Annotated in this window: 26 protein-coding genes and 2 pseudogenes; 14 read left to right on the forward strand and 14 right to left on the reverse strand. The window is 70.4% G+C overall.

Annotated features, from left to right (window positions below):
* Nucleotides 1–39 precede the first annotated feature (39 nt).
* On the forward strand, nucleotides 40–258 hold the full coding sequence (locus tag O2L52_RS05740) for a hypothetical protein (protein WP_270114375.1): 219 nt from the start codon (nucleotides 40–42) through the stop codon (nucleotides 256–258).
* Nucleotides 259–2,245: 1,987 nt separating this feature from the next.
* On the opposite strand, the pseudogene O2L52_RS25560 reads toward O2L52_RS05740, so the two are convergent.
* The 7 genes and pseudogenes from O2L52_RS25560 to rpsB form a co-directional block, all read right to left on the reverse strand.
* Nucleotides 2,246–2,533, reverse strand: a pseudogene (locus O2L52_RS25560) (DivIVA domain-containing protein); the annotation flags it as partial.
* Nucleotides 2,534–2,554: 21 nt separating this feature from the next.
* On the reverse strand, nucleotides 2,555–3,703 hold the full coding sequence (rlmN, locus tag O2L52_RS05750) for a dual-specificity RNA methyltransferase RlmN (protein WP_270114377.1): 1,149 nt from the start codon (nucleotides 3,701–3,703) through the stop codon (nucleotides 2,555–2,557).
* Between the two features lie 100 nt (nucleotides 3,704–3,803).
* Nucleotides 3,804–4,730 (reverse strand): phosphatidate cytidylyltransferase, encoded by a 927-nt coding sequence (locus O2L52_RS05755; RefSeq protein WP_270114378.1) that lies wholly within the window; start codon nucleotides 4,728–4,730, stop codon nucleotides 3,804–3,806.
* Nucleotides 4,730–5,287 (reverse strand): ribosome recycling factor, encoded by a 558-nt coding sequence (gene frr, locus O2L52_RS05760; RefSeq protein WP_270114379.1) that lies wholly within the window; start codon nucleotides 5,285–5,287, stop codon nucleotides 4,730–4,732. The genes O2L52_RS05755 and frr overlap by 1 nt, the downstream gene beginning before the upstream one ends.
* A 129-nt stretch (nucleotides 5,288–5,416) precedes the next feature.
* Nucleotides 5,417–6,142, reverse strand: a complete 726-nt coding sequence (pyrH, locus tag O2L52_RS05765) for a UMP kinase (RefSeq protein ID WP_270114380.1) — start codon at nucleotides 6,140–6,142, stop codon at nucleotides 5,417–5,419.
* Nucleotides 6,143–6,367: 225 nt separating this feature from the next.
* Nucleotides 6,368–7,180, reverse strand: a complete 813-nt coding sequence (gene tsf, locus O2L52_RS05770) for a translation elongation factor Ts (RefSeq protein WP_270114381.1) — start codon at nucleotides 7,178–7,180, stop codon at nucleotides 6,368–6,370.
* A gap of 11 nt (nucleotides 7,181–7,191) precedes the next feature.
* Nucleotides 7,192–8,040: a 30S ribosomal protein S2 gene (gene rpsB / locus O2L52_RS05775; RefSeq protein WP_270114382.1), complete on the reverse strand. Its 849-nt coding sequence runs from the start codon at nucleotides 8,038–8,040 to the stop codon at nucleotides 7,192–7,194.
* Between the two features lie 444 nt (nucleotides 8,041–8,484).
* On the opposite strand from rpsB, the gene O2L52_RS05780 reads away from it, so the two are divergent.
* The 4 genes and pseudogenes from O2L52_RS05780 (at nucleotide 8,485) to dprA (ending at nucleotide 12,474) form a co-directional block, all read left to right on the forward strand.
* The gene (locus tag O2L52_RS05780; protein WP_270114383.1) at nucleotides 8,485–9,039 is read left to right on the forward strand and encodes a murein hydrolase activator EnvC family protein; all 555 of its coding nucleotides are present in this window, start codon (nucleotides 8,485–8,487) and stop codon (nucleotides 9,037–9,039) included.
* Nucleotides 9,040–9,104: 65 nt separating this feature from the next.
* Nucleotides 9,105–9,452, forward strand: a pseudogene (locus O2L52_RS25420) (YraN family protein); the annotation flags it as partial.
* Nucleotides 9,453–9,471: 19 nt separating this feature from the next.
* Entirely contained in the window at nucleotides 9,472–11,013 is a 1,542-nt protein-coding gene (locus tag O2L52_RS05785; RefSeq protein ID WP_270114384.1) for a YifB family Mg chelatase-like AAA ATPase, read from the forward strand.
* Nucleotides 11,014–11,310: 297 nt separating this feature from the next.
* Nucleotides 11,311–12,474, forward strand: a complete 1,164-nt coding sequence (gene dprA, locus O2L52_RS05790; RefSeq protein WP_270114385.1) for a DNA-processing protein DprA — start codon at nucleotides 11,311–11,313, stop codon at nucleotides 12,472–12,474.
* A 391-nt stretch (nucleotides 12,475–12,865) separates the two neighbouring features.
* On the opposite strand, the gene O2L52_RS05795 is transcribed toward dprA, so the two are convergent.
* Nucleotides 12,866–14,095 carry a hypothetical protein gene (locus O2L52_RS05795; protein WP_270114386.1) on the reverse strand — a complete coding sequence of 410 codons (1,230 nt, stop codon included), beginning with the start codon at nucleotides 14,093–14,095 and terminating at the stop codon, nucleotides 12,866–12,868.
* A gap of 82 nt (nucleotides 14,096–14,177) precedes the next feature.
* On the reverse strand, nucleotides 14,178–15,209 hold the full coding sequence (locus O2L52_RS05800; RefSeq protein WP_344472627.1) for an SIS domain-containing protein: 1,032 nt from the start codon (nucleotides 15,207–15,209) through the stop codon (nucleotides 14,178–14,180).
* Between the two features lie 331 nt (nucleotides 15,210–15,540).
* Here O2L52_RS05800 and O2L52_RS25425 point away from each other — a divergent pair, with 331 nt between their 5' ends.
* Together O2L52_RS25425 and O2L52_RS05805 are read left to right on the forward strand one after the other, a co-directional pair.
* Complete coding sequence (locus tag O2L52_RS25425; RefSeq protein ID WP_373897052.1) at nucleotides 15,541–15,615, forward strand: 50S ribosomal protein bL37; 75 nt, start codon at nucleotides 15,541–15,543, stop codon at nucleotides 15,613–15,615.
* Between the two features lie 81 nt (nucleotides 15,616–15,696).
* Nucleotides 15,697–16,293 carry a TetR/AcrR family transcriptional regulator gene (locus O2L52_RS05805; RefSeq protein ID WP_270114388.1) on the forward strand — a complete coding sequence of 199 codons (597 nt, stop codon included), beginning with the start codon at nucleotides 15,697–15,699 and terminating at the stop codon, nucleotides 16,291–16,293.
* A 329-nt stretch (nucleotides 16,294–16,622) separates the two neighbouring features.
* On the opposite strand, the gene rsrA is transcribed toward O2L52_RS05805, so the two are convergent.
* From rsrA to O2L52_RS05825, 4 genes are all read right to left on the reverse strand, one after another.
* A complete protein-coding gene (gene rsrA / locus O2L52_RS05810) occupies nucleotides 16,623–16,919 on the reverse strand; it encodes a mycothiol system anti-sigma-R factor (RefSeq protein ID WP_270114389.1) in 297 nt (98 codons plus the stop codon).
* A complete protein-coding gene (locus O2L52_RS05815; protein ID WP_270114390.1) occupies nucleotides 16,916–17,698 on the reverse strand; it encodes a sigma-70 family RNA polymerase sigma factor in 783 nt (260 codons plus the stop codon). The genes rsrA and O2L52_RS05815 overlap by 4 nt, the downstream gene beginning before the upstream one ends.
* Before the next feature lie 485 nt (nucleotides 17,699–18,183).
* Nucleotides 18,184–18,498, reverse strand: coding sequence for a WhiB family transcriptional regulator (locus O2L52_RS05820; RefSeq protein WP_270114391.1), 315 nt, complete (start codon nucleotides 18,496–18,498; stop codon nucleotides 18,184–18,186).
* Between the two features lie 199 nt (nucleotides 18,499–18,697).
* Complete coding sequence (locus tag O2L52_RS05825) at nucleotides 18,698–19,405, reverse strand: SOS response-associated peptidase (protein WP_270114392.1); 708 nt, start codon at nucleotides 19,403–19,405, stop codon at nucleotides 18,698–18,700.
* A 133-nt stretch (nucleotides 19,406–19,538) separates the two neighbouring features.
* Between O2L52_RS05825 and aroA the strand changes: the two genes are divergently transcribed.
* Genes aroA through hisN form a run of 3 tightly spaced genes read left to right on the forward strand, consistent with a single transcriptional unit; the run spans nucleotide 19,539 to nucleotide 22,756 of the window.
* Nucleotides 19,539–20,867, forward strand: coding sequence for a 3-phosphoshikimate 1-carboxyvinyltransferase (aroA, locus tag O2L52_RS05830; RefSeq protein ID WP_270114393.1), 1,329 nt, complete (start codon nucleotides 19,539–19,541; stop codon nucleotides 20,865–20,867).
* Nucleotides 20,867–21,895 (forward strand): ribosome small subunit-dependent GTPase A, encoded by a 1,029-nt coding sequence (rsgA, locus tag O2L52_RS05835; RefSeq protein ID WP_270114394.1) that lies wholly within the window; start codon nucleotides 20,867–20,869, stop codon nucleotides 21,893–21,895. Before aroA ends, rsgA begins: the two co-directional genes overlap by 1 nt.
* A 60-nt stretch (nucleotides 21,896–21,955) precedes the next feature.
* Nucleotides 21,956–22,756, forward strand: coding sequence for a histidinol-phosphatase (gene hisN, locus O2L52_RS05840; RefSeq protein WP_270114395.1), 801 nt, complete (start codon nucleotides 21,956–21,958; stop codon nucleotides 22,754–22,756).
* Between the two features lie 53 nt (nucleotides 22,757–22,809).
* On the opposite strand, the gene O2L52_RS05845 is transcribed toward hisN, so the two are convergent.
* The gene (locus O2L52_RS05845) at nucleotides 22,810–23,775 is read right to left on the reverse strand and encodes an acetylxylan esterase (RefSeq protein ID WP_270114396.1); all 966 of its coding nucleotides are present in this window, start codon (nucleotides 23,773–23,775) and stop codon (nucleotides 22,810–22,812) included.
* 173 nt (nucleotides 23,776–23,948) lie between these two features.
* Between O2L52_RS05845 and O2L52_RS05850 the strand changes: the two genes are divergently transcribed.
* The 4 genes from O2L52_RS05850 to O2L52_RS05865 are packed head-to-tail and all read left to right on the forward strand — an operon-like array spanning nucleotide 23,949 to nucleotide 26,315.
* Nucleotides 23,949–24,335: a YbaB/EbfC family nucleoid-associated protein gene (locus O2L52_RS05850; protein WP_270114478.1), complete on the forward strand. Its 387-nt coding sequence runs from the start codon at nucleotides 23,949–23,951 to the stop codon at nucleotides 24,333–24,335.
* A gap of 2 nt (nucleotides 24,336–24,337) precedes the next feature.
* Nucleotides 24,338–24,658, forward strand: coding sequence for a type VII secretion target (locus O2L52_RS05855; protein ID WP_270114397.1), 321 nt, complete (start codon nucleotides 24,338–24,340; stop codon nucleotides 24,656–24,658).
* Between the two features lie 26 nt (nucleotides 24,659–24,684).
* Nucleotides 24,685–25,386, forward strand: a complete 702-nt coding sequence (locus O2L52_RS05860) for a WXG100 family type VII secretion target (RefSeq protein ID WP_270114398.1) — start codon at nucleotides 24,685–24,687, stop codon at nucleotides 25,384–25,386.
* 8 nt (nucleotides 25,387–25,394) lie between these two features.
* On the forward strand, nucleotides 25,395–26,315 hold the full coding sequence (locus tag O2L52_RS05865) for a hypothetical protein (RefSeq protein WP_270114399.1): 921 nt from the start codon (nucleotides 25,395–25,397) through the stop codon (nucleotides 26,313–26,315).
* Nucleotides 26,316–26,322: the final 7 nt, after the last annotated feature.

The raw sequence follows: 26,322 nt of genomic DNA on the forward strand, positions 1-26,322 counted from the left end.
AGACTGTGGCCGAACAACGAAGAGCTCGGAGGAAGTCACATGGCCGCAGAAGAGCAGGTGCTCTCGCCCGCCCAGCGCAAGCCCACCAGCCGCAAGGCCCTGTACACCGCGCTGAGCGTCGCCATCGTCATCAACCTGGCGTACCTGTTCGGCAACCACCAGGGCTGGATCGAGGACGTCTTCATCGGCATCACCGTCGTGGTGCTCCTGGGCGTCATCGTCTCCGACGCCTGGATGCGCAAGACCGGCCTGCGCTAGCGCCGCCCCCGGCGCTCTGCGCGCGGGGCCACGAACATGAGAGGGCGGGTCCGCGATCGCGGACCCGCCCTGCTTCGTACTCTCGCTAGTGCATCATGCCGCGGCGGGCGAACATCTCGCGCACCTCGCGCAGCGCCGAGTCCACTTCAGCCTCGAAGTACCCGCCCTGGACCAGGGAGAACTGGCTCGTGTCGAGTTCGCGGTCCGAGAGCGGGACCGGGTTGCGCCCGGTCATCGCCGCGGAGACCGCGTCGAACATCTGGTCCACCTGGCTGGGGTCGTAGCCCGAGCCGAAGCGGCGCGGCTGGAAGGCCCGGCGCATCTGCTCCAGGCGCTGCACGTCGTCCGGGGTGAACGGGGAGTCGGACGCCCGCATCTCGGTCGTCATCTCCTCGCGGCCGTGCCGGCCGGGGGCCTCGAACGCGCCGCGGCCCTCGTACGGGTTGCGGCGGCCGAAGTCCGGCGGGGTGGCGGCGCCGCGAGGGGCGCCCTGCTGGCCGAACCCCGGGTCTGACGGGGGCGCGGGCGGAGCGCCCTGCGGTCCGCCTTGCGGTCCGAACGCGCCGTGGTCGGCGGGACCGGGAGGCGGTCCCACGGGAGCGCCGAAGCCGCCCGTCGGCTCGTGCTGCGGGCCGCGGTCGAAGCCCTGCTGCAGGGGCGGGCTCGGTGCGGCCGCGCGGCGGCCGTATCCGGTGTCCTCCGGCGGCTGCTGTCCGAACCCGCCGCCCTGGCCGTACTCGCGGCCGCGCGGGGCGCCGCCGTACGGGTCGGACTGCTGCGGCTCGGGGCGGCCCATCGGGTTCTGGCCCATGCCGTTCACGAGGTTCTGCGGGATCGCCTGGGTCGGTGCCGCGGGCGGCATCGGCTCGGGTTCGGGCTGGCTGTAACGGCCGGCCTGCGGGATCGCGCCTGACGGCGGGCCCTGGTGGCCGCCCTGCATGGGCGGCTGCTGCTGCATCGGGGGCTGCTGCGGCATGCCGCGGCGGCTCCCGGTGTCGCTGAACTCGTCGTCGTAGGCCGCGCCGAACCCGGGCGCGGGATCGGGAGCGGACCGTCGGCCCTGGCCGTAGACGCCCGGGGCGTCGTTCGGACCGAAACCGCCGGGTGCCTCGTTCGGCGCGAAGCCGCCCGGGGCGTCGTTCTGACCGAACGGGCTCGGGATGTCATTCGGACCGAAGCCGCCGCGACGCGGGTCGGACTGCAGCGGAAGCTGCTCGGTGGCGCCGTGCGGGATCGGCCCGGCCTGCGGGCCGTCGTGCATCGGCATCCCGGCGCGGGGCACCGCCTGCGTCGGCGGGGCGAAGTCGCCCCGCACCGGCTCGGGACCGCGCGGGGCGCCGTACTCGTTGCCGAAAGTTGCAGGCTCGGGAGCGCCGTACTCATTGCCGAAACCGGCGGGCTCAGGAGCGCCGTACTCGTTCCCGAAGCCGGCAGGCTCGGGCGCGCCGTACTCGTTGCCGAACCCGGCGGGTTCAGGCGCGCCGCCGCGCGGGCCGAAGCCGTTGCTGCCGTTGGCACCGCGCTGCCCGCCGAAGTCGCCTTGACCGGGCCCGAAGTCGCCCTGGCCGCCGCGTCCGAAGTCGCCTTGGCCGGGTCCGAAGTCGTTCGGGCCGCCGCGACCGAAGTCCTGGCCGGCGCCGTTGCGCTTGGCGAACGGGTCGTCGTAGTCGTCGTCGGGGGGACCGGCGAGGAAGCCGAAGCCCTCGTCGTCGCCGCCGCGCAGGTCGCCGAAGCCCTCGTTGTCAGGGGGCGGGGGAACCGCCGCACCGCGCGAGGCGCCGCGTCCGCGGCCGACCGGTTCGGGAGTGGGAGGGGGCGCCATTTCACGGGCGCCCATCATCTCGTGTGCGGGGATCGCTTGCGTCGCAGCGGGAATGACCTGCGTCGCCTGGGGTTCGGGGGCGCGCCGCGACCCGGGGCCCGCCTGCATCGGCGGAGGCTCATCGAATTGACGGCTTGCAAGCTGCCCCGAAGAGGCAGCGCCGACCTCGGCCTTCCCGTAGTCGGGGGCGGGTGCGGTGCCGAGGACACCGCGCTCCTCGAGCTCGGCGAGCTGGCGCGCGACCCGGTCGAGGTAGACGTCCACCTGCCACTCGTCGTAGCCGCCGAAGCGGACCCTGAAGACGACGTCGTCGACCTCGTCGGCCGACACGGGGCTGCCCACCGGCTCCCCGGCGAGGGTCGCCTCGACGCGGTCGAGGAACGCATCGACCTCGTCGACCTTGTAGCCCCGGCTCAACGCCCGGCGCCGGAACCGGTCACCATGACTCGCCACTACCAAGCCACCCTTCTCCGCCTAATCCTCGGCGCCAGAGGCGCCGAGCGGCTTCGCACCGGCGCGGCCGGGCGTGCCGGCCTCCCGGACCGAAGCGGCCAGCTGCCCGCAGGCGCCGTCGATCTCTTGGCCGCGCGTATCGCGCACCGTCGTGGACACACCCGCGGCTCGCAGCCGCCGTACGAACTCCGCTTCGACCGGCTTGGGACTGGCGTCCCAGCGGCTTCCCGGAGTCGGGTTCAATGGAATCAGGTTGACGTGCACGAGTTTGCCCGCGAGCAGCTTCCCGAGGAGGTCCGCCCGCCAAGGCTGGTCGTTGACGTCCCTGATCATCGCGTACTCGATCGAAACACGACGTTTCGTCACCCGAGCGTACTCCCAGGCCGCGTCGAGCACTTCGGCGACCTTCCAGCGGGTGTTGATGGGGACGAGCTCGTCGCGCAGCTCGTCGTCGGGGGCGTGGAGCGAGACCGCCAGTCGCACCGGCAGGCCCTCCTCCGAGAGCTTCTTGATGGTGGGCACGAGGCCGACCGTGGAGACGGTGACGTTCCGGGCCGAGATCCCGATCCCGTCGGGCACCGGCTTGGTGATGAGGTGCAGCGCGGACTTGAGTCGCGCCCAGTTCGCGAGAGGCTCGCCCATGCCCATGAACACGATGTTCGAGAGCCGCCCCAGACCGCGCTCCTCGGCGAGCCGCGCGGCGGCGACCACCTGGTCGACGATCTCGGCGGTGGTGAGGTTGCGGTCGAGGCCGCCCTGGCCGGTGGCGCAGAACGGGCAGGCCATGCCGCAGCCGGCCTGCGAGGACACGCACGCGGTCACCCGGTCCGGGTACGCCATGATGACGCTCTCGACGAGCGCGCCGTCGTAGAGGCGCCATACGGCCTTGACGGTCCGGCCGTCGTCGCACGAGTCGACGCGCACCGGGCTGAGCAGCTGCGGGAGCAGCGCCTCGCCGATGGCCTCGCGCGCGGCGGCGGGCAGGTCGGTCATGAGGGACGCGTCGCCGACGTGGCGGCCGAAGTACTGCTGTCGCAGCTGCTTGGCGCGGAAGGCGGGCTGTCCGATCTCGGAGAGGACGGACTGGCACCCGGCCAGGTCGAGGTCGGCGAGGTGCCGCGGCGCAGCCTTGCGGGGGCGCGGTTCGGTCAACGTGAGTGCTACAGACATGTCACGACCTAGTCTCGCATGACAGGACCGGAACCCGCCAACCCCGGATCATGGAATTCACCCCGGGCCCTCCTTGTACGGATACACCAATCAGGACACATCACCCGAGCAGGTAACGGAACCACACGTAAGCCACTGGGGCGACCATGAGGATCGAGTCGAGCCGGTCCATGACCCCGCCATGGCCGGGAATGAGATTGCTCATGTCCTTGATGCCGAGGTCCCGCTTCAGCAGCGAGACGGACAGGTCCCCCAACGTAGCGGCCAGCGCGACGCACACGCCGAACGCCACGCCCAACGGGAAGGGCACGTCGAAGAACAGCCACAGGGTGACGGAACCGCCTATGGCGGCGGCCACGACGGATCCGCCGAGGCCCTCCCAGGACTTCTTGGGGCTGATGCGCGGGGTCATCTGGTGGCGCCCGAACAGGACGCCGGCGGTGTAGCCGCCGGTGTCGGAGCAGACGACGGTGAACAGCGCGATGATGACCTGCGCGGCGGCGCCGTCGATCCAGCGCGCCGAGTCGTTGTCGGCGTTCGCGAGCAGCATGATGAACCCGGCCAGGAAGGGGACCTGGACGAGCAGGAGCGCGGAGGCGGCGGTGTCGGTGCGGTAGCCGGTGGCGCCTTCGGAGAGGCGCCACACGAACAGTGCGGCCACGCCGACGGCCGTGCCGAGCAGGAGGCCGGTGGCGCCGCCGAACCAGGCGAGGACCACGATGAGCGCGCCGGCGGCGGCCAGCGGGATCACCGGGACGTTCCGGCCGCCCTTGTGCATCGCGGTGCCGGTCTCCCAGCAGGCGACGGCGACGGCGATGACGGCGACGCCGAGGAAGGCGGTGGGCCAGATCAGGAGCGAGGCCAGGACGACCGCGGCCATGCCGAGCCCGGCGCCGATGGCGACGGGGAGGTTGCGGCCGGCCTTGGGCTTGCGGTCGTCGGGGTCGGTCTCGGCGGCGCCGGGCCCTCGCCCGTCCGGCGACGGTTGCGGGCGACGGCCGGGCGGTCCGTCGGGAAGGGCGTTCATCAGATCTCGAGCAGCTCGGACTCTTTGGAGCTCATGAGCTCGTCGACGTTCTTGACGAAGCGGCCGGTGAGGTCGTCGAGCTCCTTCTCGCCCGAGTGGCCCTCGTCCTCGGAGACCTCGCCGTCCTTGACGGCCTTGCCGATCTCGTCCTTGGCCTTGCGGCGGACGTTGCGGATGGCGATCTTGGCGTCCTCGCCCTTGGTCTTGGCGACCTTGATCATCTCGCGGCGGCGCTCCTCGGTCATGGGAGGCAGGTTCAGGCGCAGCTGGGTGCCCTCGTTGGAGGGGTTGACGCCGAGGTTCGAGTTGCGGATCGCGTCCTCGATGTCCTTCATCTGGGAGGCGTCGAAGGGCTTGACGATGACCATGCGCGGCTCGGGGATCGCGATGGAGGCGACCTGCGGGATGGGGGTGGGCGCGCCGTAGTAGTCGACGGTGATCCGGTTGAACATTGAGGAGGATGCGCGGCCGGTGCGAATGGCGGCGAATTCCTCCTTGGCGTGCTCGATGGCCCGCTCCATCTTCTCCTCGGCTTCGAGGAGGGTGTCGTCAATCACGGCTTTCTCACATTCTCTCGCGGCCTGACAGCACTTCTGACCGTACCGTCCCGGCGGCGTGGCTCGGTGGCGTGGATGTCGTCGGACGCGGCCTGTCTGTCCCTTGCGGGCGGCCGGCGTCCGCGCGGGTCAGTCGTCGGCGGCGTGGATGAGGGTGCCGAGCTGTTCGCCGATGATGGCGCGGCGGAGGTTGCCGTCGTCGTCGGCGCCGAAGACGAGCATCGGCAGGGCGTTGTCCTTGCAGAGGCTGAAGGCGGCCTGATCGACGACCATGAGCTCGCGCTTGAGGGCCTCGTCGAAGGTGATGTCGTCGAGTCGCTGGGCGTCGGGGTCGGTGCGCGGGTCGGCGGTGTAGACGGCGTCGACGCCGTTCTTGCTGACGAGCACGACCTGCGCGCCGATCTCGAGGGCGCGCTGGGCGGCGACGGTGTCGGTGGAGAAGTACGGCATGCCGGCGCCGGCGCCGAAGATGACGACGCGGCCCTTCTCGAGGTGGCGGATGGCGCGCAGCGGCAGGTAGGCCTCAGCGACCTGGGCCATGGCGATGGCGGTCTGGACGCGGGTGTCGACGCCTTCCTTCTCCAGGAAGTCCTGGAGGGCGAGGCAGTTCATGACGGTGCCGAGCATGCCCATGTAGTCGGCGCGGGCGCGGTCCATGCCGCGGCGCTGGAGTTCGGCCCCGCGGAAGAAGTTGCCGCCGCCGACGACGATGGCCACTTGGACGCCCGCGGCGACGCCGGCCGCGATCTGGCGCGCGACGGCCTGGACGACATCGGGGTCGACGCCGACGGCGCCGCCGCCGAAGGCCTCACCTGACAGTTTCAGCACGACCCGGCGGTACGTGTCTTGACTCATGGCACTCCCCTGCTCTGACGTGACCCTGGCGGCTGCGCTGCCGTTGACCGTACTGCCCGCGCCGGGCCGCGCTCGCTCCGGCCGCGGTGGCGGCCTGGCGTGCGGCGGCGCTCGAGGGCGCGGGCGCTGCTTTCTCCGGGCATGGAACGGGGCGGCGGCCTGCGCCGCCGCCCCTTTCCGTGCTCACGGCTGGAGCCAGTGTAGTCCGCGCGTGCGGGCTACTTGCTAGTCCAGGCCGACTTCGTAGCGGATGAAGCCGGTGACCTCGGTGCCCGCCTCGGCGAGCACCTGGGACACGGACTTCTTGTTGTCGAGGACCGAGGTCTGCGAGAGCAGGGCGAAGTCACGGAAGTAGGCGTTGACCTTGCCTTCCACGATCTTGTCCCAGGCGCGCTCGGGCTTGCCCTCTTCCTTGGCGGTCTCGAGTGCGACGCGCTTCTCGGCCTCGATGATCTCGGCCGGGACCTCGTCGCTGGTGAGGTACTTCGGACGCATCGCGGCGGCCTGCATGCCGACCTGGCGGGCGGCTTCGGCGTCACCGGTGTACGAGACGATGATGCCGACGGCCGGCGGGAGGTCGGCGGCCTTGCGGTGCATGTAGACCGCGACGTCGCCTTGGAGCGAGCCGACGCGCCCGAGGGCGAGCTTCTCGCCGAGCTTCACCGACTCCTCGGCGATGACCTCGGCGACGGCCTTGCCGTTCAGCTCGGCCTTGGCGAAGGCCTCGGCGTCCGCGGGGCGGACCTCGTCGGCCAGCTCGACCAGCGTCTGGGCGAGCTCGATGAACGCGCCGTTCTTGGCGACGAAGTCGGTCTCGCACAGCAGCTCGAGCAGCGTGTTGCCGGACTGCGCGACCAGGCCCTGGGCCGTGGTGCGCTCGGCGCGCTTGCCGACGTCCTTGGCACCCTTGATGCGCAGGGCCTCAAGGGCGGCGTCGTAGTCGCCGTCAGCCGCTTCGAGGGCCTTCTTGACGTCCATCATCCCGGAGCCGGTGGCTTCCCGGAGCTTCTTGACGTCAGCCATCGTGAAGTTGGCCATTGCTCCCCTTCTTACTTCTCGTCTTCGACGGTCTTCTCGCCGGACGGCTCGACGACCTTCACGGACTCTTCGGTGTTCTCTGCGGCCTCGACGGCGGCTTCGGTCGCGTCGGTCGAGAGCAGTTCCTTCTCCCAGTCCGCGAGCGGCTCGCCCTCGCCCTTCTCGACCTGGCCGCCGGAGCGGGCCAGCAGGCCCTCGGCGACACCGTCGGCGATGACCTTGGTCAGCAGGGCGACGGAGCGGATCGCGTCGTCGTTGCCGGGGATCGGGAAGTCGACCTCGTCGGGGTCGCAGTTGGTGTCGAGGATCGCGACGATCGGGATGCCGAGCTTGCGGGCCTCGTCGACGGCGATGTGCTCTTTCTTGGTGTCGACGATCCAGATCGCGGCCGGGGTCTTCTCCATGTCGCGGAGGCCGCCGAGCGTGCGCTCGAGCTTGTCCTTCTCGCGCATCAGCTGGAGCATTTCCTTCTTGGTGCGGTTCGCCGCACCGTTGGCCTCGATGATCTCGAGTTCCTTGAGGCGCATGAGGCGCTTCTGGATCGTCTGGAAGTTGGTGAGCATGCCGCCGAGCCAGCGGTGGTTCACGAACGGCATCCCGACGCGCAGGGCCTGCTCGGAAACGGCCTCCTGGGCCTGCTTCTTGGTGCCCACGAACAGGACCTCGCCGCCCTCGGCGACGACGTTCTTGACGAAGTCGTGGGCCTTGACCGCGAAGTCGACCGACTGGCGCAGGTCGATGATGTAGATGCCGTTGCGGTCGGTGAGGATGAACCGCTTCATCTTCGGGTTCCAGCGACGGGTCTGGTGACCGAAGTGCACGCCGCTCTCGAGGAGCTGACGCATAGTGACAACCGACACGGTTGTATTCCTTTCGTTCCCTGGTTCATTCGCGGGAGGCGCCCGAAGTCCGGGCGTCCCGCGCCTGGCGCTCGCCTCCGGCGATCTGCAACCGGGAAGTCCCGGACCTGGGAGATCGCTAGGGCCGGACCGCATCCGTCGCAGTGCGCCCCTGCAGGGCGTGCGATGGAGGTCGGGCCGCGGCGAGCGCGCGAAGTCGGTTCAGGGCGCAAGGGCCCCGTACCGCTCCGATCAGTGTACTCAAACCCCCGTGCGCACTACGAACGCGGTGGACCGCAGTGACAGACGCAATCGCCGCTCGCATCAAACCCGGCATGCCGAAACACACTCGGGTTCCGATACCTCGTGAACCAGACGAGCAGGTCGCAACCCATCCGAACAAAGTTATCCACAGGCAGAAAACTTTCTGTTGCCGATACCGGGCACCCCGGTCAGCATTGAGTCATGCGACAACTACACAAAGCAATCGTCACCAGCCTCATAACCGCATCACTCCTGGCCGCAGCCGTCATCGCCGCCCCCGCGCTCGCCAAGGCCGAACCGCCCGCCCCCGAGCAATCCGCCACGCACGGACCCTGGCGCTCCCCCGTCGGCACCCTCGACCTCCTCACCCGCTTCGACCCGCCGCCCGAACCATGGCTCCCGGGCCACCGCGGCGTCGACCTCGCCGCGGAAACCGAACTCCCCGTCACCGCCGCAGGCGCGGGCACCGTGGTCTTCGCAGACGACCTCGCCGGACGAGGCGTGGTCAGCATCGTCCATGACAACGGCCTCCGCACCACCTACGAACCGGTCGAACCCCTCGTCGCCGCCGGCGCCACGGTCACTGCGGGCCAGACGATCGGACACCTCCAACCGGGCCACGACTCCTGCCCCGGCCGGACCTGCCTCCACCTCGGCCTCAAGCGCGGCCCGCTCTACCTCGACCCGATGCTCCTCTTCGGCGCCGGCAAGGTCCGCCTGCTCCCCCGCCCCGGCCGAGCGGAGGCCCGACCGTGAACCCGCCCGCCTCCATCGCCGCACCGCCCGCGCAACGCCACGAGACTCCGCCACTGCCGGACCCCGTGAACCTGAGACGGCTCAGCCCGCACCAGCTCGGCCGGCTCGGCGAACGGCTCGCCGCCGCCCACCTCCAGCGCGACCGCATGCAGATCCTCGCCCGCAACTGGCGCCACCGCCTCGGCGAACTCGACCTCATCGCCCGCACCGCCGACACCGTCGTCTTCTGCGAGGTCAAGACCCGTCGCTCCGACCGGTACGGCGGCCCGCTCGGCGCGGTCGACGGCGACAAGCTCCACCGGATCGAGAAGCTCGCCCGCGCCTGGCTCAAGCAGCACTGCCGCACCGACCAGCCCTGGCGGATCGACCGCCTCGCCCTCACCGTCACCGGCCGGCGGCGACTCGCACTCGAACACCGCCAAGGGGACCGCCATGGGTTATGCGCGCACCAGCACCGTCTGCATGATCGGCGCAACCGCCGTAATGGTCACCGTCGAAGCCTCCGTCTTCAAGTCCTCCGCGAAGGGCACGGACACGGTCCGCATGTCAGGCCTGCCCGACAGCGTCGTCAACCAGGCGCAGACCCGCGTCCGCTCCGCAATGGCGAACTCCGCGCTGCGATTTCCAGACAAATCCGTAACTGTCAACTTTGGTCCGGCATCACTCCCGACCACCGGATCGGCCGCCGACCTCGCACTGGCGCTCACCATCATGTGCGCCGACGACACCCTGCCGACCGAGCAGCTGAACGACACGGTCCTGCTCTCAGAGCTCGGCCTCGACGGCACACTCCGCGCCGTGCCCGGCACGCTCCCGGCGCTCATGGAAGCCCGGAAATCCGGGCTGCGCACCGCGATCGTCTCCCCGGAGAACGCCGCGGAAGCCTCCCTCGTCGACGGCCTCGCGGTCTACGCCCCGCGCGATCTGGCGACGCTCGTGGCCTGGCTGTTCGGCCAGACCACCCTCGACCCGGTGGTGCGAACGGCCCCGGACGCACCGCCGCCGCTGCCGGACCTCGCCGACGTGCGCGGCCAACCGGCCGCCCGCCGCGCCCTCGAGATCGCGGCGGCGGGAGGCCACCACATGCTGATGGTCGGTCCCCCGGGCGCGGGCAAGACCATGCTGGCCGAGCGCCTGCCGTCGATCCTGCCGCCACTGACCGACGCCGAAGCCGTGGAGGTCACCTCGCTGCATTCGCTCCGAGGCCGCTTCTCCGGAGGCGCGGCGACGCTGATGCGCCATGCGCCCTTCGAGGCCCCGCACCACTCGATCACCATGCAGGCCTTGATCGGAGGCGGCACCGGCTTCGTGGGACCGGGCTCGCTGGCCCTCGCGCACCGGGGCGTGCTGTTCGTCGATGAGGCGCCCGAATGGAAGCGATCGGTCCTGGACTCACTGCGCCAGCCCTTGGAAAGCGGCGAGGTGCGCATCAGGAGGGCGAACACTTCGATCTGCTACCCGGCCAAGGTCATCCTCGTCTTGGCGGCCAACCCCTGCCCGTGCGCGCCGAACAAGCCATACGACTGCACCTGCACCCCGCAGGTGAAGCGCGGCTATCTGCCGAGGATCTCGCGGCCGCTGATGGACCGGATCGACCTGCGAGTGGACCTCCCGGCGGTGCCGCCCTCGGCGATCCTCGCCGAGCTGTCAGAGGCCGAGCCGTCCGAGCAGGTGGCGAAGCGGGTGGCGAGAGCCAGAGAGGCGGCCACGGCGCGGTGGTCCGAGGCGGGTGAGGGGTGGCAGTGCAACAGCGAGGTCCCCGGTCCGGCGTTGCGGTCGCAGCGGTGGCGACTGCCGACGCCGATCAGGAAGAGCGTCGACGACCTGCTGATGAAGGAGCGGATCACGGCCCGGGGGTACGACCGAATCCTCAAGCTCGCATGGACGATCGCCGACCTGAGAGACCACGACCGCCCGACGGCAGAGGACATCACCGTCGCCAGCGAACTGCGAATCGGCTACACGCTCAGCTGACCACTCGGCCGCCCCACGACCCACGCCCCACGACCCACGACCCACGACCCACGACCCACGACCCACGACCCACGACCCACGACCCACGACCCACGCCCCACGACCCACGACCCACGACCCACGACCCACGACCCACGACCCACGACCCACGACCCACGACCCACGACCCACGACCCACGACCCACGACCCACGACCCACGACCCACGACCCACGACCCACGACGACTGTTACCGCCGCCGAACTCCCCAACGACATCGACACACCGAACACCGAACACCGAACACCGAGGAGGAACCGTGACGAACCTGCCCGACGACCCTCGCCTCGCCCTCATGCTCTTGTCCTCGATGATCGAGCCGGGCGACGCAGAACTTGACGACCTCCTGGGCGAGATCGGCCCGATCGAGGTCGTCAAACGCCTCTGGGAAGGCGAGGTTCCCGAACGGCTGCAGCGGATCACGAGCGCGATCGTCTCGTGCACCCACGATCCGGCAGCCCGGGCCGCCGACATCGCGGCCGCCACTGAGGAGTGCGGTGCCCGCGTCCTGATCCCAGGCGATCCCGACTGGCCCGACCAGCTCCGCGACCTGCTGCTCGTGTGCGACGCCGACGAACCGCATGTGCGACCGCCTCGCTGTCTCTGGGTGCGCGGTGAGCAGGATCTGGACCGCTTGTGCCGCCGTTCGGTGGCGATCGTCGGCGCAAGGGCTGCGACCGAGTACGGCCAGCATCTCGCAGACGACCTCGCGGCCGAGCTGACCGAGGCGGGCTGGACCATCGTCTCCGGCGGCGCCTTCGGCATCGACCGGGCCGCGCATCTCGGCGCGCTGGCACGAGGCGGGTCGACCGTTTCGGTCCTGGCCTGCGGGGTGGAGCTGCCCTACCCGAAGGGCAACCACTCGATGTTCAACCTCATCGCCGAACGCGGCCTGATCGTCAGCGAATGGCCGCCGGGGACCACGGTCATGAAGCACCGCTTCCTGACTCGGAACCGAGTCATTGCGGCTCTGACCGCCGGCACGGTGGTCATCGAAGCCGCTCACCGCTCCGGTGCCCGCAACACGGCCCGGTACGCGGCCGAGCTCGGACGCGTCCTGATGTTCACCCCGGGACCGGTGACCTCCTCGATGTCAGCAGGCGCACACCAACTGGCAAGGGAGCCATGGGAAGCCCGCCTGGTCACCCGCGCCGAGGAGGTGATCGAGGACCTGACCGGCATCGGCGGACCACTGGCGACACCGCCGCCGCCCCAGCGTCGGCCCTTCGACAGGTTGACGGAGATCGAAGCCCGCCTCGTCGAGTCCCTCCCGAGGGGCTACGTGGTCGAAACGACCCGCCTGGCGGCAGCCGCCGGAGTCCCGGCGGACATCGCCGCCGAAACGCTCGACCGCCTCCTCCAGACCGGCTGGGTAGACCGCATCGACAACCGCTGGCGCCTCTCGAGAGGAAGCCACTCGTGACAGCGAACCGAGCCCGAGCCCCGCCACACACCAGAGCCAAGGCCGGCACAGTCACACACTGGCTCTGGCTCTGGCTCTGGCTCTGGCACCGATTGGACCGAAAGCCCAGGACTGCAACATGAAAGGGGACCGCACAAGCTCAACACCCGAGCGCTGCCAGCGCGCGACACGGCAACACGACAAGTCCATTAATGCGGTGCGCACCGCATCCGAAGACAAGGGGTGGGTGGGGCGGGGGCGGGGGGAGGGGCCCCGAAGGAGGTGAGCGCGATCGACCAGACCTTCGCTGAAGGGCAAAGGGGAATCGGAGGGACCTCCGCGCTGGCGCGCGGAGGCTCGCCGCGCCACCGTGCTGAGCCCAAGGCCAAGGGCGGCGAAGGTCGCGGTGCGGTCAGCAGAGGGCGCGGGGGCTGCCGTTCGGGTAGTCGACCACGGCCATGCGCGGGTTTTCAAGCTCGCCGAGCGGTGCCCAGCATTCGTAGATGCCGCGTTCGACGCAGGTCGCGTCAGTGGCCATGATCGATTCGAGGTCGGGTTGGCTCAACCGCACGCGCACCCAGTCCTCGTTGCGGCCCAGCGCGAGCACGTCGATGTCGCGCCAGCGCGCCCGCGTGTGGAACCGCTGCGGGCGGGTCACCGGGCTGCGGCTCGTGGCGCCGCGGGCGAAGACGCTGAACCCGTGGCCGGGGTCGGCGGTCACCGGGACGCGTTCGCCCTCGTGGTCGCCTATGAGTCCGGCGTGGACGGACGGGTTGGTGCGGAAGAGCGCCCGGCCGGTCTCCAGGCCCGGGATGCGGTTGACGAGGTCGCGGTGCCGGGCGCCGGCCATGCGGTCCCACACGCTGGTCTGCGGCTGGTACTGGAAGAGCGAGATCTCCGAGCCGTCGGGCGTGTACGCGAGGATCTCGGCCCGCGCGGTCAGCGGCAGGTCGGCGAAGCCCGCGGTCGCGAACTCGGGGATGAGGTGCGTCCCGCTGGGGAGGAACCCGGTGCCGAGGATCATCGATCCGCGCCGCTCGCGTCCGGGGACGCTGACGAGTCCGGGGAAGTTGGCGGCTTCGGTGCTCTGGTAGTCGCAGGCGCAGATCGCCTTCCAGCGCAACGCGAACGAGGTGTCGCGGGCGTCGTCGGGGTCGCCGCAGAGCACCACGCGGTCGTCGGGGGTGCGCAGGTGGGCGACGTCGAACTCGCGGAAGCAGACGCCGCTGACGAGGGGCGCCGAGGTGAGTTGCCGGGCCACCTGGTGGCGGCTGAGCGGCTTGATCATGCGGGTGCCGACCGTGACGAACGCGGTGGCGCGCGCGGCGGAGACGAGCGCGCGTTCGGCGGGGCCGATGCGCGGGTTCTGGCTGTACCGGTGGACGGTGGCGGCGTCGGCGCCGGGCATGACCGGGATCGCGAGGGGGGCGACGCCGGCGAGGAGCAGTTCGCCGCCGGGGCTGGTCACCTCGGAGGCGTGCACGAACCGGTGGAAGCCGTTGCCGGTGGCGTGGAAGCCGTCTTCGCGAGTGTCCGAATAGATCTCGAATGCGGCGCCGCCCGCGATCGCTCGCGCCCGGTATCGCCGTTCGTGCCAGACGATTTCAGTGGTGCCGGTCGGCGCGGCTGGTGGTGCCTGCATGACAGAGAGTGTAGGTAAACGGGTGAACATCTCGGTGAACCGAAGGTGAACACCCGTTTCTCTTACACCCGTCTAGCTGGGATCACACTGTCTCCGTGACCTTCTTGAGACCTCGCGGGGCGTCGGGGTTCTCGCCCCGCTCGATCGCGAGATGGAGCGCGAGTTGTTGCAGCGGAAGGATATCGAGGAGCGCGGCGAGGCGTTCGTCGACGGCGGGGGTGGCGAGTCGGGCGGTCTGTCCCGGGACGTCGGCGGCGCCGACGACGACCACGTCCGCGCGCTGCTTGCCGAGTTGGGTGAGGACGTTCCACATTGCATGGCCGCCGGGGCCTGAGCCGACGACGGCGAGCACGGGCACGCCCGGGTCGGTCATGGCGAGGGGACCGTGGAGGAGGTCGGCGCCGGAGAACGCGAGCGAGGGGAGGTAGGAGGTCTCCATGAGCTTGAGCGCGGTCTCACGGGCGGTCGGGTACGCGTAGCCGCGGCCGGTGGTCACGAACCGGGAGGCGAAGCGGTAGCGGCCGGCGAGTTCGGCGGCGTCGGTGTTGGCGAGCACGCCGCGGGCGAGTTCGGGGAGCTTGCCGATCGCGGTGGCCTCGGCGGCGTCGAGGCGGCCGGTGCCGGTGCGGATGCCCTCGATGAGGAGCAGGAGGGTGAGCAGTTCGGCCGTGTAGGTCTTGGTGGCCGCGACGGCGCGCTCGTGTCCCGCGCGGACGTCGAGGTGGAGTTCGGCTTCGCCGGCGAGGCGGGAGTCGGGGTTGTTGGTGACGGCGAGCGTCAGGGCGCCGGAGGCGCGGGCGGCGGCCACGACCTGGGCGAGGTCGGGCGAGCCGCCGGACTGGGAGACGGCGATGACGAGGGAGTCGGACCAGTCGGGCCGGGCGTCGTAGACGGTGACGACCGAAGGGCTGGCGAGGCTCGCGGGCAGTCCCAGGCGGATCTCCGCGAGGTAGGCCGCGTAGAGCGCGGCGTGGTCGGAGGTGCCCCGGGCGGTGAAGACCACCGAGCGCGGGCGCCGTTCGGCGATGACCGCGGCGATGCGGGCGATCTCGGCGGCGCCGTGGTCGAGCACGTCGGCGTAGACGCCGGGCTGCTCGGCGATGTCGGCGGCCATGCCTTTGCCCTCTCGGCGCTGCTTGCGAGCCGTAATTGTGGCTAGTTCGTCCGCGCTGGCGTTGTCGGTGGCGCCGACCTGGGGCTGGTTCACTTGACGCTCCTTGTGAAACGGGTACCGCTAAAATATTAAACAAACCTTTATAATGAAGCGTAGTCGACCGTCGCCACGCCCGTCCACCGCAGTCGGCCCTTCCCCCGCTCCCGTGTCCGCACCTCAACCCTGCTACGACTCGGGGCGCCCGTCAATGAAGTGTGTCCACTGCCCTCCGTACACCCGCGCAGGTGCCGGTAAGGTTGACCCCTGAATTCCCGACCACCAAGGAGGAGCCGTGGCGAAAGCAGCCCGCAAGCGCAAGTCGCGTAAGAAGAAGTCCGCTAACCACGGGAAGCGCCCGAACAGCTAGCGCGTGGCGGGGCAGGCGGCCGTGGCCGCGACTGCCCCGCAGATCGCACTGGACACCCGGCGCAGAACGAGAATTGCCCACATGACCGAAGCGCCGCGCGATGCGCGCGAGCAGCAACAGCCGAGCACCCGAGAGCGGATCCAGCGGACCGCGATCGCGCTCTTCAGCGAGCACGGCTACGAGCACACCTCTCTACGGGAGATCGCCGAGCAGCTCGGCGTCACCAAGGCCGCGCTGTACTACCACTTCAAGACCAAAGAAGACATCGCGGCGAGCTTCTTCGACTCCTACGCGGAGGACCTGGACCGCATCTGCGACTGGGGCGACACCAGGCCGCGGGAACTCGACACCCGCACCGAACTGCTGCGCCGCTACGCGGAGGTCATCCGCGCGCACGTGCCGGTGCTGCGGTTCATGCAGAACAACCAGGCCGCGCTCACGCGACTCGACCGCATGTCGGTCTTCAGGCTGCGCCAGCGGCGCCTGCACGCGCTGCTCGTCGAGTCGGACGCACCGCTCATCCACCGCCTCCGGGCGTGGGACGCGATCACGACGCTCTACAGCAACTGGATCACCTATCCGCGCGTGGACGACTCCGACGACGACCTGCGCGAAGCGTCGCTGCAGATCTCGATCGGCATGATCCGCGCCAACGCCGCCGAGGAGGCGGCTTCCTGAGCGGAGTCCTCCATCAGCGCGGTTCCCGGATGACCGCGAGGCACGGAGGACGACGCGGTTCTCGGAAAGCGCCTGGTCACCCGGCGGCCGCAGGCCTCGAACGGCTGCGGTCGTCGCGGGTTGCGGACGCGCGGATGGGAACAGCATGGTTGCAGGCAGCACGGATGCGGACAGCGCGGGTGTCAGACAGCACGGTTGCGGATAGCCACCGTTGCGGGTAGCCGCGGTTGCGAAAAAGCACAGTCGGGCCCGAACGGCGGTACAGCGGGCGGGCCCGATCGGCTTGCATGTGGAGGAGCGGTCTCGGCGCGTCGCGCGCGCCGGACCGGTCAGCGGTCGCGCTCGGCGACTTCGCTGAAGATCTCGCTGACCTGCTCGATGGCGCTGAGCTTCTGGCGCAGGCGCGACTTGACGTCGTCGGGCGCCTTCTCCTGGCTGCAGCAGCGGTGCACGATCGTGCGCACCTCCTGCTCGATGCCGTACTCCGAGAGGCAGGGCGAGCACTCTTCGAGATGGTCGCGGATCACGCCGCGGCGGCGGTCGGAGCACTCTTCGTCGAGATAGAGGTAGACCTCTTCGAGGACCTCGCGACAGTCGAGCTTGGGCTTCTCCGGTTCGGCGCTCACTGCTGTCCCTCCCGTGCGGGCGAAAGGCCGCGGTCCGCGGCGTACGAGCTCAACAGCTGGCGCAGCTGCCGCCGGCCCCGGTGCAGCCGGGACATGACGGTGCCGATCGGGGTGCCCATGATGTCGGCGATCTCCTTGTAGGAGAAGCCTTCGACGTCCGCGAGGTAGACCGTCAGGCGGAAGTCCTCGCCGAGCTGCTGGAGGGCGTCCTTGACGTCCGAGTCCGGCAGGTGGTCGAGCGCCTCGGTCTCGGCCGAGCGCAGCCCGGAGGCGGAGTGCGACTCGGCGTCCGCGAGCTGCCAGTCCGTGATCTCGTCAGTGGGCGAGGTCAGCGGCTGGCGCTTCTTCTTGCGGTACGAGTTGATGTACGTGTTGGTGAGGATCCGGTACAGCCACGCCTTGAGGTTCGTGCCCTCGCGGAACTGGTGGAACTTCGAGTAGGCCTTGAGGAACGTCTCCTGCACCAGGTCCTCGGCGTCGGCCGGGTTGCGCGTCATGCGCAGCGCGGCACCGTAGAGCTGGTCGATCAGGGGCATCGCGTCGCGCTCGAACCGCTCGCGCCGCTCCTGGGTGTTCTCGCTGCCTGCCTCGGTCACCGTCTCCCTCTCGTAGCCGACCAGTTCCGAGCCTACGGCAGCGGTACGGGTGGGGGCGGAGGAAATACCGGCGGTCGTGACGCCGCCGACCGGGGAGACGCCGTTCGGCGACGGCGACCATTCGGGGCCGCTCAGGAGCGCGGCGAGGCGCTCGTCTTCGCGACCGCGGAGGGTGGTGGTCATGCGTTGGGCTCCTTCTCGACAGACTTCGTGGCCCGTGAACCCCTTCGCCGCAGCTCGCACGGCGTGTGGCCGGCGCACCGAGGCGGGAGACTCGTCCCGAACAACAGCGTTCGGCACGGCTTCATTCCGCCCTGCGCGAAAGCGCGCGAGTCGTATCCGCCACATCCGCCGCGCCCGCCCGTCGCATCCCCACAATTTCGGATTAAGTGGTTGAAATTTGGAATATCACCCGAAATCAGTACTTAATGGATGGAAACGGAAACTTTCGGTGCGTGGAGTCGTTATCGTGAATGGACCCGGAAGGGTCCTGATCGCGTCGGGAGACCGGCGCGTCAACTCCCAGTACCTGCCCCGGGCCGGCGGACATGACACCGTCGCCGGTCCGGGGAGGCTGGAATTCCCTCGAAAGAAGTCCCCCGGGACGGCGAAAAGCCGCGACCTTCGCTGGGGCACAGCGGTCGCGGCTTTCGATTCGGCGGGCTCGGCTAGGCGCCGACTGCCAAGGGGTTGATGTCCTTCCAGACTTCGATCATCGCGCGGCGCTCGCGGGGCGCGGTGGCCCCCCAGACACCGTGGCGGTCGCGGGCCTCGAGCGCCCGGACCAGGCAGGGCGTGCGCACCGGGCAGGACGCGCACATCGCGAGCGCCTCCTCGATGGGCTCGCGGGGTTCGGGGTACATGACGTCGGGCTCGGCGTCGGCGCAGTTGCCCTGGCGGAGCCAGGCGTCGCCGCTCATCCGGTAGGCACCTCTGATGATCTCGTTGCGGTATTCGGCGGCATCGAGCAGCCGGGGGTCCATCCGGGCTCGGGCTACCTCATCGGGGCGGATTCGCCGCATTGCTGCCTCCCACTTTCCTTTGGATGCAGAGTCCCCGCCGCCGGCCCCTCCGGTGTCGATCACCTCGACACGGAAGCGATTCCCTATCGGCCGGCGACGGCTTGTACACGAAAGACCGACGACTTGGGGTACAGATACCTAGGGCCAGTAGTGATTCAGTTCACAATCCTGGAATCGTCGTGGGGCCCTCCTCGACGTCGACGGGACGGACGAGCTCGGAGCCCTCATTGTCGGCGCGCCCGACCGAGCGGCCCACCTTCCGGATCTCGAGGTCGTCCGGGAGCGAGGGGGCCGGTCCGGCGAGCAGCTCGCCTTCGTCGGCGTCCTCCTCCCCCAGCCAGGCGGCGAACCGCTCGGGGGGCAGGACGTACGGCATCCGGTCGTGGACCGTGGCCATCGCCTCGTCCACGGCCGGGCAGGTGAGCACGGTGAACGTCATGAGGTTGACGTCGCCGCGATTCCAGGTGTCCCACAGGCCCGCGAAGACGACGCCGCCGGGGCGGGTGAAGAAGTAGGGCTGCTTGCCGCCGCCGGGGAGCTTGCGCCACTCGTACCAGCCGTCTGCCGGGACGAGCGCGCGCCGGGAGGCGAACGGCCGCTTGTAGGCCCGCGAGGTGGAGACGGTCTCTATGCGGGCGTTGAACATCCGGTTGCCCACGCCCGGGTCTGAGGCCCACGGCGGCACGAGGCCCCAGCGGGCGAGTTCGACCACGCGCTCATCGCGGGACTTCGAGCGGCGCACCACGGGGGCGGGGGTGGTGGGCGCGATGTTGTATCGAGGGTCCCAGGCACCGGCGATGAGGTCGGCGGCGTCGAAGAGCGCCGCCATGCTCGGGCTCGACTTGCTGTTGGCGTACCTTCCGCACATGCCCACACGGTAGCGCCCGCCACCGACACTCCGGCTCCTCAATTTCGGCGCGCTCGTCGCCGCGGCCCCTCCCGCGCCACCCCCGGTGCGCCGACCTTCGGGTCCGCAGCTCGCGGGCCTCTAGAATGGCGGCGTGAACGCAACCGCCGCCCCCAAGACGCGCCGCTGGGAGACTCCGTTCGCGGAGGCCGAGCTGGACGCGGTCGTCCGCGTGCCCGGCTCGAAGTCGATGACGGCCCGCGCCCTCATCCTCGCCGCGCTCGCCTCCGGCCCCTCCATGATCCGGCGGCCCCTCATCGCCCGCGACACACTGCTCATGGTCGAGGGCCTGCGGTCCATCGGCGTCGCGGTCGACACCGGCGACGACGAGGTATGGACCGTCACGCCCGCAACCTTGAAGGGCGGCACCGAGGTCGACTGCGGGCTCGCCGGGACCGTCATGCGGTTCCTGCCCCCCGTCGCGGCGCTCGCCGACGGTCCGGTCGCCTTCGACGGCGACCCCCACGCCCGCAAGCGCCCCAACGACGGCGTCATCAAGGCCCTCCGGGACCTCGGGGTCGCGATCGAGGACGGCGGGCGCCTCGCCCTGCCGTTCACCGTGAACGGCACCGGCACGGTCAAGGGCGGCGCGCTCGACATCGACGCCTCCAAGACCTCGCAGCTGGTGAGCGCGCTCCTCATGGCCGCGCCCCGCTTCGAGCAGGGCCTGGACCTGCGCCACATCGGCGACCGGCCCGTCCCGAGCCGCCCCTACCTCGACATGGTCGTGCACATGCTCCGCCAGGCCGGGGCCGAGGTGGACGACTCCGAGCCGAACCGCTGGCGGGTCGCGCCCGGCGAGCTCCAGGGCCGCGAATGGGTCATCGAACCGGACCTGCAGAACGCCGCGCCGTTCCTCCTCGCCGCCGTCGCCGTCGGCGGCCGGGTCACCGTCGAGGGCTGGCCCACCGAGACCACCCAGGCCGGGGACAAGATCCGCGACCTCCTCGTCCAGCTCGGCTCCCGCGTCGAGTGGAGCCGCGGCGGCCTCACGGTCGTCGGCTCGCCCTCGGTCGAGCCGGTGGACCTCGACCTCGCCGACGCCGCCGAGCTCACCCCCACGCTCGCCGCGCTGTTCGGCGTCAACAAGGGCCCCTTCACGATCCGCGGCGTCGCCCACATCCGCGGCCACGAGACCGACCGGGTCACCGCGCTCGTCACCGAGCTGCGCAAGATCGGCGCGGACGTGGACGAGTTCGAGGACGGCTTCCGCGTCAACAGCGGCGGGCACACGACCGGCACCTGGGAGACCTACGCCGACCACCGCATGGCCCACGCCGGCGCCGTGGCCGGGCTGGTCGTCCCTGGGCTCACGCTCTCCGACGTCAACTGCGTGTCCAAGACCTGGCCTGACTTCGCCGAAGTGTGGGAGCAGTCGGTCCTCGGACACGGGAACGCTTCGACCGAGGAGGCCGACGCCTAGTGCCGCAACCGGGCTGGGACGCCGCTGACGGCGCCGACGACGAAGAAGAGTGGGACGAGGACGACATCAAGGTGCGGGCGAACCGCCGCTCCCGCCCGCGCACCAAGATCCGGCCCAAGCACGCGCACGCCCAGGAGGGGTTCGTGACCGCGGTCGACCGCGGCCGCTACACGTGCATCGTCGACGGCGTCGTCGTCACGGCCATGAAGGCCCGCGAACTCGGCAAGCAGTCCATCGTGGTCGGCGACCGCGCCGCGCTCGTCGGCGACCGCTCCGGCAACCCCGGCACCCTCGCCCGGATCGTCAGGATCGAACCGCGCCACGGGGAGCTGCGCCGCTCGGCGGACGACGAGAACGCCACCGAACGCGTCGTCGTCGCCAACGTCGACCAGCTCGTGGTCGTCGCCAGCCTCATCGACCCGCCGCTGCGCTACGGGTTCGTCGACCGGTGCCTCGTCGCCGCCTACGACGCCGGGGTCGCGCCCGTGCTGTGCCTGACCAAGCACGACCTCGCCCCCGAACTCGTCGCCGAGGCCCGCGCCTACTACTCCCAGCTCGACCTCACCATCACCACGACCGAGCCCGACGCGCCTCTGGACGACCTCGTGGAACTGCTGCGCGACAAGGAGAACGTGTTCTTCGGGCACTCCGGCGTCGGCAAGTCCACCCTCGTGAACCGGCTCGTGCCCGGCGCCGGGCGCGCCGTCAGCGAGGTCCGCTCGATCGGCAAGGGCTCCCACACCTCCACCAGCACCGTCTCGTTCGCGCTGCCGGGCGGCGGCTGGGTCATCGACACGCCGGGCGTGCGCTCCTTCGGGCTCGCGCACGTCACCGCCGACTCGATCCTCAAGGCCTTCCCCGAGCTCCTCGAGGTCGCCCAGGACTGCCCGCGCGGATGCACGCACACGCCGGAGATCGGCGACTGCGCCCTCGACGCCGCCATCGGCCCCGAGGACCCGCGCGCGGGCCGCCTCGCCTCGTTCCGCCGCGTCCTCGCCTCGCTCCACGAGGCCGACACCAAGAACTAGTTCACCTGCCCGTTGCCTCGCTGGTCGAGGGCACCGTCGCGGGCTCAGTAGGATGAGGCCATGCCCACCTCCAGCTACAACGACGATCTCGGCCTCGCACACCTGCTCGCGGACAGCGCCGCCCAGATCGGCCACAGCCGGTTCCGCTCCTCTGACCTGCGGGTCTCCTCGAAGCCGGACATGACCGAGGTCTCCGACGCGGACACCACGATCGAGGAGGTGCTGCGCTCCACGCTCGGGCGCGCCCGCCCCCGCGACGGGATCTTCGGCGAGGAGTACGGCGACAACCCCGGCGCCTCGGGCCGCAAGTGGGTCATCGACCCGATCGACGCCACCCGCAACTACGTTCGCGGCGTGCCGATCTGGGCCACGCTCATCGCCCTGTTCGACCGGGGCGAGCCCGTCGTCGGCGTCGTCAGCGCCCCCGCGCTCGGCCGCCGCTGGTGGGCCATGAAGGGCGCGGGCGCGTTCGCCGGCCGCGACCAACGCGCGGGCAAGCGGATCCAGGTGTCGAAGGTCGGCAAGCTCGCAGACGCCTCGGTGAGCATCTCCTCGATCACGGGCTGGGCCAAGCTCGACCGCCAGGGCGCGATGCTGGCGCTGCTCCACGAGGCGTGGCGCGAGCGCGGCTTCGGCGACTTCTACTCGTACTGCCTGCTCGCGGAGGGGGCCGTGGACATCGCGGCCGAACCCGAAGTGGCCCTTTGGGACCTGGCGCCACTCGCGCTGATCGTGGAGGAAGCGGGCGGGACCTTCACCGACCTGCGCGGCCGGGCCGGGCCCGACGGCGGCTCGGCGCTCGCGACGAACGGGCTGCTGCACGAGCAGGCCCTGGAGCGGTTGAAGATCCGCGAGCCGTAAGACGACATGGGAGGGGGGCGTGACCGATCCGGTCACGCCCCCTGCTTCGCCGTTTACTTCTCGGCGAGGAATTTCAGGTGCTCGCCGCGCTGGAGGATGCCGCCGCCTTCGTGGCCGTTCCAGGGCCACACGGAGATCCGCTTCTCGCCCTGCCAGCGGTTGTACGCCGCGAACACGGTGGAGGGCGGGCAGATGTCGTCCATCAGCGCCACCGAGTAGAGCGCGGGCGCGGTGCCGCGGGCGGCGAAGTTGACGCCGTCGAAGTAGTCGAGGGTCGCGAACGCCCGCTCCTCGCTCAGGCGCTGGCCGGAGAGGAACTCGCCGATCTCCTTGTAGGGGTAGGAGTCGGTGATCGTGGCGGCGCGGCGGAAGTAGGTCAGGAACGGCACGTCGATCATCGCGCCGGCGAGGTCGTCGCGGAGGCCGCCGACGGCCTGGGCGATGCCGCCGCCCTGGCTGCCGCCCGCGACCACGATCCGGTCGGGGTCGATCCCGTCGAGGCCCTTGGCGACGTCGACCGCGCGGTGCGCGTCGGTGAACACGCGCCGGTAGTAGTAGTGCTCGGGGGCTTCGAGGCCCTGGGTCATCCAGCCCTTGTTGGTGGGTCCGGTGGTGCCGTACGGGTCGCCGGTGTCGCCGGGCTGCCAGTTGCCGAAGCCCTGGCCGCGGGTGTCCATGACCAGGTGGGCCCAGCCGGCGGCGGGGAAGGTCGTGTGCGCCCACGGGTAGGAGCGGCCGCCGGAGTAGCCGATGTACTCCACGACGCAGGGCAGGGGCCCTTCGACGCCCTTCGGCTTGATCAGCCAGGCCTTGATCGGGTGGCCGCCGAACCCGGCGAAGACGAGGTCGAACGCCTCCAGGGTCACCAGGTCGGTCGCGACCGGCTCGATCCTGACGTCGAGGTCGTGGGCCGCGGCGTCGGTGAGGGTGCTCTTCCAGAACTCGTCGAAGTCGGCCGGTTCGGGCACCTCGGGTCGGTATTCGCGGAGCTGTTCAAGGGGAAGGTCGAAAAGAGCCATGCAGAGTTTGTAGCACGACGAAACTAATACGTCCACCTTGGGGAACGCGCTTGCCCGCGTCCATCAGGGTATGCGGCGCACCCCGCTCTAGGCAAGAACCCGATAGGATCTCGCGCTATGGGCGGCATCACACCCCTCGCCGCCAATGAGTGAGGAGCTTCGGCTTGGACAGGATGCTGGATCCCGAAGGCTCGCGTGAACGCTTGGCGGCGTGGCAGGGACGGATCGACCGCCTCGCGGAGGACACGAAGCTGATGAGCGACCGCCTGGAGGCGCTGCGGGTCACCGTCGCCGACTCGAACGGCCTGGTCACCGTCACCGTGGACTCCACGGGGAACCTCGTCGACATGGTGTTCAGCGAGCGGATCAAGCGGCAGTCGCCGGAGGTGGTCTCCCGCACGGCGATGGAGACGATCCGCGAGGCGAAGCAGCAGGTCGCCGAGCGCTCCAGCGCGATCATCGAGGCGACGCTCGGATCGGACTCGCTCGCCGGCCGGGCGATCGCCGAGCGCGTGCGGGGCCGGCTCGAACCCGGCGACGGCGCGACGGGACGGAGTTAGCCATGGGCGGCGGATACACCGTGGACCCCGACGAGCTCCGGGCCCACGCGGGGACGCTCGAAGCGCTGCAGGACCGCTTCGAGGCGGTCAAGAGCGCGAGCACCTTCATCCAGCAGGACGACGAGGCCTACGGGCTGCTCTGCGGATGGATCTCGGGGTGCCTGGAGGACCGGCACCAGCGCCAGGACGACCTGGTGGCGTACGTGGCGGAGAACCTGGGCATCGCCGCGGCCGCGGTGCGCGGCGCGGCCGACGACTACGAGTCGTCCGATTCGGACACCGGCGGCGCGTTCGACGAACTCCAAGACCGGCTGGGGAACTGACGTGAGCGGGAACCGGGAGGTGCGCGATGACCGATAGTTCACTGGTCGCGCCGGTGCAGTCGTCGAGGAAGGCCTGGACGGGCGCGGGCCTGGCCGACAGCGTGCAGGACGTGGTCGAGTCGATCGAGAGCGAAGGCTGGGTCGACGACATGCTCGCCGGCGGCGGCCTCGCGCTGGAGGTCGCCGGTTCGGTCCTCGACCCGTTCAGCGCCCTGCTCTCGAACGGCCTGGGCTGGGCGATGGAGTACTTCGAGCCGCTGCGGGAGATGCTCGACGAGCTCACCGGCAAGGCGGACGTGGTGATGGCGCACGCGTCGACGTGGACGAACATGTCCGGCGAGCTCTACAGCCTGTGCGAGGACCTGCAGACGAGCCTGGGCGGCGAGCTGCCGACCTGGACGGGCGACGCGTCGGACTCGTACCAGTCCCTGATGTCGAACAATGTGGACGCCATCGGCGGGCTCGGGGCGACCGCCGCGGCGATGGCGGCGGCGACCCAGGGCGCGGGCGCCCTCGTGCAGCTGACGCGCGACATCGTGCGCGACCTCATCGCCGAACTCGTCGGGCACGTGGTCGTGTGGGCGGTCGAGGCGATCTTCGTCGTGACGATCCCGGTGATCGCGGTCCAGATCGTGGCCGCCGTAGTGAAATGGGGCGGCATCATCCTCGGTTACGGCATGGCGCTGGTCCAGAGTCTCCAGAACCTCAAAAAGCTCCTCGGACTGTAGGCGGGCCCATGCGACGAAGCCTGAAGCTGCTGCTGATCCTCGGGATCGGCCTGGCGCTGCGCCGCCGCCCCGGCGGCGGCGGTCCCGACGGGCCCGACGGCAACTCCCCCGACGGGACCCCGCACGGCCGGGACGGCGACCCGGGCGCGGGCGCGCGGGACACCGACGGCGACGGCGATCCGACCACGTACAAGGGCCGGCGGGCCGACGGCGACCTCACCAACAGCTTCGACGCGATCCAGGAGGGCGCGCAGCGCGGCCGGGCCGGCGACAGCGACGGGGACGGCACGCCGGACCTGCCGCCGAAGCCCCACGACGACGCCGCATGGCGCAGCTCCGAGGACCCGAACCTGACGCTCACCGACGAGCAGAACCGGGCCGCGGACGAGTTCCTCGAACGGGCCCGCAACGCCGAGCCGGGCATCACCGGCAACATGAAGGACAACGCCGACGCGACCGGCGGCGACATGGTGGGCCTCGACTACCGGCTGAAGGACCCCGAGTCGTTCAAGCGGAAGCTCGCCACGGAGCTCGCGGAGAACGGCGGCGATCTCGACGCCGCACTGCGGGACATGAAGGACTCGGTCCGCTACACCACCACCTGGGACACCGGCGACTACACGCAGGGCGTGCAGGACTCCACCCAGCGGCTGCGCGACCAGGGCTACGAGCCGGTCAAGTGGAAACCGACCTGGGGCGACGAGGGCTACCGCGGCGTCAACTCGTTCTGGCGCGACCCCGCGACCGGGCAGGTCTTCGAAGTGCAGTTCCATACTCCGGAGAGCTTCGACGCGAAAATGCGCACGCACGATCTCTACGATCAGATCCGGCTGCTGCCCGAAGGCGACCCGCGGCGCGTGGAGCTGGAGCGGCAGCAGGACGAGATCTTCAACAACGTGCCCCACCCGCCGGGGGCGGAGAACCTCTAGGAGCCCA

Origin of the sequence: Glycomyces algeriensis (assembly GCF_027622855.1) — a bacterium.
Taxonomy (GTDB): domain Bacteria; phylum Actinomycetota; class Actinomycetes; order Mycobacteriales; family Micromonosporaceae; genus Glycomyces; species Glycomyces algeriensis.